Origin of the sequence: Streptosporangium vulgare (assembly GCF_042428775.1) — a bacterium.
GTDB lineage: Bacteria > Actinomycetota > Actinomycetes > Streptosporangiales > Streptosporangiaceae > Streptosporangium > Streptosporangium vulgare.
Genome location: NZ_JBHMBS010000068.1, coordinates 1 through 7,355 on the forward strand (window position 1 = coordinate 1; position 7,355 = coordinate 7,355).

Annotated in this window: 4 protein-coding genes; all 4 read left to right on the forward strand. The window is 71.5% G+C overall.

Annotated elements, in window-relative coordinates; genetic code table 11:
* Nucleotides 1–692: acyl carrier protein (locus tag ACFFRH_RS43855; protein ID WP_386164081.1), on the forward strand; the 692-nt coding region annotated here is incomplete at its 5' end.
* Between the two features lie 14 nt (nucleotides 693–706).
* Entirely contained in the window at nucleotides 707–1,528 is an 822-nt protein-coding gene (locus ACFFRH_RS43860) for a hypothetical protein (RefSeq protein WP_344745726.1), read from the forward strand.
* On the forward strand, nucleotides 1,525–4,608 hold the full coding sequence (locus ACFFRH_RS43865; RefSeq protein WP_386164084.1) for a non-ribosomal peptide synthetase: 3,084 nt from the start codon (nucleotides 1,525–1,527) through the stop codon (nucleotides 4,606–4,608). The genes ACFFRH_RS43860 and ACFFRH_RS43865 overlap by 4 nt, the downstream gene beginning before the upstream one ends.
* Before the next feature lie 196 nt (nucleotides 4,609–4,804).
* The coding region (locus ACFFRH_RS43870) for an AMP-binding protein (protein WP_386164085.1) at nucleotides 4,805–7,355 on the forward strand (2,551 nt) is incomplete at its 3' end.

Consider the following 7,355-nt stretch of genomic DNA (forward strand, 5'->3'; position numbering starts at 1 on the left):
TGGCAGGAGACCTCGGCGAAGCCGACCTACGACGAATGGAACGAGCGGGCGTCAAAGCGCTGTCCATCCCCGAAGGACTCGCCCTGCTCGACACCGCCCTGCGCACCGACCACCCCGTCCTCGTCCCCGCACGATTCACCAGGGCCAGGACCCGCCCGCAGTCCCGTCGTACGCACCCCGCGCAGCCCCTGTCGGAGCGCCTGGCCACGATGGACCCGGAGCAGCTGCACGCCACGCTGGCCGATCTCGTCGCGGACCGGGTGGCGGCGGTGCTCGGGTTCGCCGACGGGTCGGCGATCGACCATCGGCGCCAGTTCCAGGAGCTCGGCTTCGACTCCCTCACTGCGGTCGAGCTGCGCAACCAGCTCAACGCGGCGACCGGGCTGCGCCTCCCCGCCACGCTCATCTTCGACTACCCGAACCCCGGCGCGCTGACCCAGTTCGTCCTGGAGCAGCTCTTCCCGGCCGTGGCCGCCGCCGAGGCGACCCCGGCGCACAGCGACGCCGAGGTGCGCCAGTTCCTGACGACCATCCCCATCTCACGGCTGCGAGAGGCCGGGCTGCTGGACAGCCTGTTCCGCCTGGCCCGCCTCGACGACCGCGACGCGAACAACCCGACCGAGGCCGAGGCGATCGACACCATGGACGCCGACCTCCTGATTCAACTCGCCCTCGAAGGCGGGGGTTCCTAGCCAAGGAAGTGATCATGAATCTGGTAACCAGCTGGACGACGCTCAAAGAATCCGACTCGGCAGATCTCGTCCTCTGCGTCGACTTCACGGGAACCGGCCGGGCCGAGGCCGGCTTCTCCGACCTGGTCGCCCGGATGGACCTCGACGCGACCTTCTGGCACGTCGTCCCACCCGGGCTGGCGCCCGGCTCGGGCGTCGACGGGCCGGGCTACCTCGGCTCGTGGCTCCCGCCGATCATGGCGAGCGGCCGGACCGTCAGCGCGGTCATGGGCTACTGCGTGGGCGCCGTCTACGCGGGGGAGCTCGCCACCCGGCTCGCCGAGGCGCAGAAGCGCGAGCCCGCGCTCGTCATCTTCGATCCGGAGCCCATCACCCTGGAGAACATCTACTTCCAGTTCGGCAAGGTCTTCGACATCCTCTCCTCGATCCTCACCGTGGAGGACGTCGCCGTGACCCGGGAGGCGATGGACCGGCTGGTCCAGCAGGAGGGGGTCACGATCGAGCGCTACGCCGAGCAGCTCTACGGCACCTTCAGTCAGATCGCCCACAACGCCTTCGAAAGGGTGGGGCTCGACGGGGAGTACGCCGAGGAGATGCTCGGCACCTTCAGCGCCTTCCTGTCCTACATGAGCCTGGCCGACCAGTTCGACCCGTGGGGCAACTGGCTGCGGGCCACCGCGGTGAGCTCGTCCACCCCGCACAACGGGCTGAACCGGCTGCGTGACACCGCCGCCGGCCCGCTGGTGGCCGAGGAGCTCAGGTTCGAGGAGAGCCACGCGGAGCTTTTCAGATCCGACGAGATCGCCCGGGCCGTTACCAAGGTACTGGAGAGATGACCATGAAGCAGATGCTGGGTGAGCGGGCCACGCGCAAGGAGCAGGCGCTGTGGATGCTCGAAGAGCTCGTCCCCGGGACCGGGGTGAACAACCTGAGCGTGGCCTTCAGCGTGGCGGGGAGGCTGCGACGCCCTCTCGTCCTGGAGGCGGTCAACCGCCTGCTGTACCGCCACGAGATCCTGCGGACGGTCTTCCGTGTCGAGGCCGAGGGGATGACGCGGCAGGTCCTGCCGGTCGAGGAGATCGACCTGCGGATCGAGGAGGGCGGTGAGGGAGCCTCACGGCAGTGGCTGACGGGGTTCCTCGCCCGGCCGTTCCAGCCCGAGGGCGAGCCGCTGGTGCGGGCCGCGGTCATCGAGGAGGCGGAGGGCGAGCTCTACTGCCTGGCGATCCATCACGCGGTCTTCGACGGGCTGTCCGCGGCGCTGCTGCTGAACGAGCTCGTCGCGCTCTACAACACCCTGGCGAGCGGAGGCGTGCCCGAGGCCGCGGTCGTCCCGGCCTGGGAGGAGCCGGCCGCCGACCCGCGCAGCGCGGACTTCTGGCGCGACAAGCTGGCCGGGTTCAGCGCCGCCGAGCTGGACCTGTGGTGCGAGAAGCCGGAGGCGTCCGAGACCACGCTCGCGGGCGACATCATCAACTGGGAGCTCTCTCCCGCCGCCCGCAAGGCGGCCAGGCAGATGCAGCGCGAGCTGCGCGCGCCGGAGTCCGTCATCCTCATGGCGGCGTACGGCGTGCTGCTCGCCGCCCACGGCGCGGGCCCCGACCTCACCATCGGCTCGCCCGTCAGCGTCCGCTCGCCCGAGGCCGGCCTGGCCATCGGCTACCACATCAACGTCCTCACCCTGCGGACGAGGGTCGACTGGACGCAGAGCTTCCGCACGTACGCGCGCCTGACGCGCCGCACGTTCATGGAGGCCATGGCGCACGCCGACTACCCCGTCGACGACATGATGGAGCTCGTCTCGCGCGACGGCTGGCGCAACAACCTCTTCCGGCACACCTTCAACTACATCCCGGCCGACATCGGCGCCGCGTTCGTCCTGGACGGCATGCGGGCCGAGCAGGTGGTCGTCGAGAACGGCTACAGCAAGTTCGACCTGGAGTTCTTCGTCACCTCCACCCCGGAGGCGATCAAGATCAGGACCGCGTTCTGCGTGGACGTGCTCGACAGGGCCGACGTGGAGCTGCTGCTGGCCCGTTTCGACGAGATGCTCGTCACGCTCGCGGAGCAGCCCGACAGGCCGCTCGGCGAGGCGCCCGTCTGGTGCTACCAGGACCGGGCGGCCATCGAGATGGCGAACGCCACGGAACGCACCGTGACGCCCGCGACCGTGCTGGAGATGATCGCCAACCGGGTGTCCGGCGCGCCCGACGAGGACACCGCAGCGGTCCTCGACGGCGACCGCAGCGTCGGCATCCGCCGGCTGTGGGCCGCCGCGGAGGCCACCCGCGACCGGTTGGTGGAGGCCGGGGTCGGCGCGGGCGACGTCGTCGCGCTGCTGGCGCGGCGTGGCCCGGAGCTGGCCGCCTCGGCGATCGGCGTGTGGCTCGCCGGGGCGGCCTACCTGCCGCTCGAACCCGACCACCCCGAGCAGCGCCTCGACTACCAGCTCGAGGACTCCGGCGCCGCGGTGGTCCTCGCCGGTGAGGGGATCCACGTGCCCGGCGACCGTACCGTGCTGCCCCTCGTGGCGGTCGAGTCGGTGAAGCCGGTGGCCGGGAAGGTGCTGGCGTCCAGCCCCGTCGCGCCCGGGGACCGCGCGTACCTGATCTACACCAGCGGCTCCACCGGGCTGCCCAAGGGAACGCTGATCGACCACCGCGCCCTCGCCAACCTGATCGCGCACTTCGCGCACCAGCTGACGGTGGACGTCGACGACACCGTGCTGTGGCTGACCACGTTCAGCTTCGACATCTCCGCCCTGGAGCTGTTCCTGCCCCTGACGACGGGCGCGCGGCTCGCCGTCGCGCCCGACGACGCCCGCACGCAGGGCGAGCCGCTCGCCGAGGCGCTGCTCCGCCACGACATCTCCATCGTCCAGGCCACGCCGACCACCTGGCGGCTCGTCATCGACCAGGTCTCCGGACTGCTGGCCGGGCGCCGCGTGCTGTGCGGCGGCGAGCCGATGCCCGCCGTGCTCGCCAGGCAGCTCACCGTGACCGGGTGCGAGCTCTACAACGTGTACGGCCCGACCGAGACCACGATCTGGTCCACCGCGGGACGGATCGACCCCGCCGGAGACCGCGTCGACGTGGGCGTGCCGATCGCGAACACGAAGGTGTACGTGGCCGACCCCCACGGCCGCCCGCTGCCGATCGGGACCCGCGGCGAGCTGTGCATCGCGGGCGACGGGCTGGCCGTCGGCTACCACGACCGCCCCGAGCTGACCTCGGAGCGGTTCGGCACGCACGCCTGGTACGGACGCTTCTACCGCACCGGCGACCTGGCCCAGTGGACCAGGGACGGCAGGCTGGAGATCCTCGGCAGGCTCGACCGCCAGATCAAGCTGCGCGGCAACAGGATCGAGCTCGCCGAGGTCGAGGGCGTGCTGCTCACCCACCCGGAGGTCCGGGCGGCGGCGGTCGTGGTCGTCGGCGACCCCAGCGCCGACGCGGTCCTGTGGGCGTTCGTGACGGCTCCCGGGAATCCCAAGGTGACCTCGGAGCTGTGGGAGCACGCCGGCGCGTCGCTCCCCTACTCGGCGACACCGCAGGAGTACGTCGTCCTGGACGCCTTCCCGATGACCGGCAACGACAAGGTGGACTACCCGGCGCTGCGCCGGCTCGCCACCGAGCTGCGCGGTGTCGCGTCCGGCCCGGAGGAGACCGACCTCGCGGTGAGCAGCGGCGACGAGCTGACCGACTCGCTGGTCCTGCTGTGGAGGGCGATGCTGAACCGTACCGACCTGGGCCCGGACAGCAACTTCTTCGCCCTGGGCGGGCACTCGCTGCTCGCCGTCAAGCTCCTCCAGGAAATCAAGCGGGCGACCCAGATCCGGCTCAAGCTCAAGGACGTCTTCGAGGAGCCGACGCCCGCGGGCCTGGCCCGCAGGCTGCACGCGACCACCACCGGCTGACCTCGCCGAACGCGAGCCGCACGAGCCGGCCGACCTCGTCGGACACGAGCCGCGGACACGAGCCGCGGACGCGAACCGCGGACGCGAACCGCGGACATGAACCGCGGACGCGAACCGCGAACACGAGCCGCAGACGTGAGCCACGCGAGCCGGCCGCACCCGTCAGACACGATACGAAGATTGGGCTCTCGTTGTGATGGAAGAAACCGCGGTCGCCGCGTTGACGATGGAGTCGATGCGGGTGGACATCGCAGACCAGCTCGGCATCACCCCCTCCGAGGTCGGCGACGACGAGGACCTGGTCGGCTTGGGCCTGGACTCGCTCCGGGCGATGCGGCTGGCCGGGCGCTGGCGGCGCGCGGGAGCCCGTATCGTCTTCGCCGAGCTGGCGGAGGAGCTCACGCTCGTCGCCTGGTGGGCGCTGGTGAGCTCGCGGCTGTCGCCCGCCGTCCCGGCCGAACGGGGGCGGAGCGTGGACGAGACGGTCCCGTTCCCGCTCACCCCCGTGCAGCTGGCGTACTGGATCGGCCGCGCGGACGGCCAGGTCATCGGGGGCGTCGGCTGTCACGCCTACCTTGAGTTCGACGGCTTCGGCGTCGACCCGGCGAGGCTGGAACGGGCCGTACGCGCCCTGATCGACCGGCACGGGATGCTGCGCGCGATCTTCCACGACGACGGCACGCAGCAGATCATGGACACGAGCCCGTGGCCGGGCCTGACCGTGCACGACCTGTCGGAGCTCGGCGAGGACGCCGCCGAGCGGGTGCGGGACCGGCTGTCGCACCGCAGGTTCGACGCCTCCCGCGGCGAGGTGTTCGACGTCCAGCTGTCGCTGCTGCCGGGCGCCCGCTCCAGGGTCCACTTCGACGTGGACTTCCTCGTCGCCGACGTGCTCGGCCTGCAGATCCTGATGAAGGACCTGGCACGTCTCTACCTGGACCCCGAGCACCCGCCCGCGCCGCTGGCCTGCTCGTTCCCCCGGTACCTCGCGGCGCGCGACGCGGAACGCTCCCGGGAGCACGCCAGGGACCGGGAGTACTGGCTCGGACGCCTGCCCGACCTGCCCGGCGCGCCGCAGCTGCCGCTCGTGCTCGACCCCGCCCAGGTCGCGCGGCCCCGGTTCGTCCGGCGGGAGAGGTGGCTCTCCCTCGCCGCGTGGCAGCGGGTCCAGGCGCAGGCCCGCGCGCACGGGCTCACCCCGGCGATGGTGCTCGCCACCGCCTACTGCGAGGTCCTCGCCGCCTGGAGCGGCGAGCCGCGTTTCCTCGTCAACGTGCCGCTGTTCGACCGTGACGAGACCGTCCACCCCGACGTGGCCGGCATGGTCGCCGACTTCACCAACCTGATCCTGCTGTCCGCGGACCTGTCCGAGGAACTGCCGTTCGCGGAGCGCGCCAGGACGCTGCAGGCCAGGTTCCGCGCCGACGCCCGGCACACCGGCTACTCCGGCGTCGAGGTGCTCCGCGACCTCGCCCGCGACGGGGAGCACACGGGAGCGCCGGTCGTCTTCGCCTGCAACCTGGGCACCGAGCTGATCGTCCCCGCGGTCCGCGAGGCGTTCGGCGAGCCGGGATGGACGATCACCCAGACGCCGCAGGTCTGGCTCGACAACCAGATCAACGAGTACGAGCACGGGCTCCACCTGGCCTGGGACGCGGTGGAGGAGCTGTTCGCGCCGGGCGTGCTCGACGCGATGTTCGACGCGTACGGGCGGCTGCTGGAGTGGCTGTCGGAGGGCGACTGGTCGGCTCCGGCCCCGGTCGGCCTGCCGATGGAGCAGGAGTTCGTCCGCGAGCAGGTCAACGACACCTCCGGGCCGCTGCCCGAGAGCCTGCTGCACACGGGCTTCTTCTCCTGGGCCGGGCACGAGCCCGAGCGCACCGCGCTGATCTCGGACGGCGACCCCGTGACCTACGGCGAGCTGGCGGGTCGGGCGTTGGGGGTCGCGGGGTTGTTGCGGGGCTGGGGCGTGGCGCCGGGTGACGCGGTGGGGATTGTGCTGCCCAAGGGTGTGGATCAGGTGGTCGCGGTGCTGGGCGTGCTGGCGGCCGGGGGCGTTTACGTGCCGGTGGGGGTGGACCAGCCCGCTGCGCGCCGGGAGTCGATCCTGTCCCGTGCCGGTGTTGTGCGGGTGCTCACCGAGGAGACGCTGGCGGAGGCGCGGCCGAGCGAGCGATTAGTGGGTCCGGTGGGGGTGTCGCCGGATGCGACGGCGTATGTGATCTTCACCTCGGGTTCGACGGGGGTGCCGAAGGGTGTGGAGGTGTCGCATCGGGCGGCGTTGAACACGGTGGTGGATGTGAACGAGCGGCTGGGGGTGGGGTGCGGGGATCGTGTGCTGGCGGTGTCGGCGCTGGATTTCGATCTGTCGGTCTACGACGTGTTCGGCTTGCTGTCGGCAGGCGGCGCGGTGGTGCTGGTCGCGGAGGACGAGCGGCGGGACGCGCAGCGGTGGGCGCAGTTGTGCGTCACCCATGGGGTGACGATCTGGAACAGCGTCCCGACGTTGCTGGAGATGCTGCTGTCGGTGGTGGATCGGGTTCCGCCGAGGTTGCGGGTGGCGCTGGTCTCGGGCGACTGGGTCGGGTTGGACCTGCAGGCCCGGTTGACGGCCGGCAGTGGTGGCCGGTGTCGGCTGGTGGCGTTGGGGGGTGCGACGGAGGCGGCGATCTGGTCGAACGTGTGGGAGGTGGCGCACGTTCCGGCGCACTGGACGTCGGTGCCCTACGGGTTCCCGTTGCGCAACC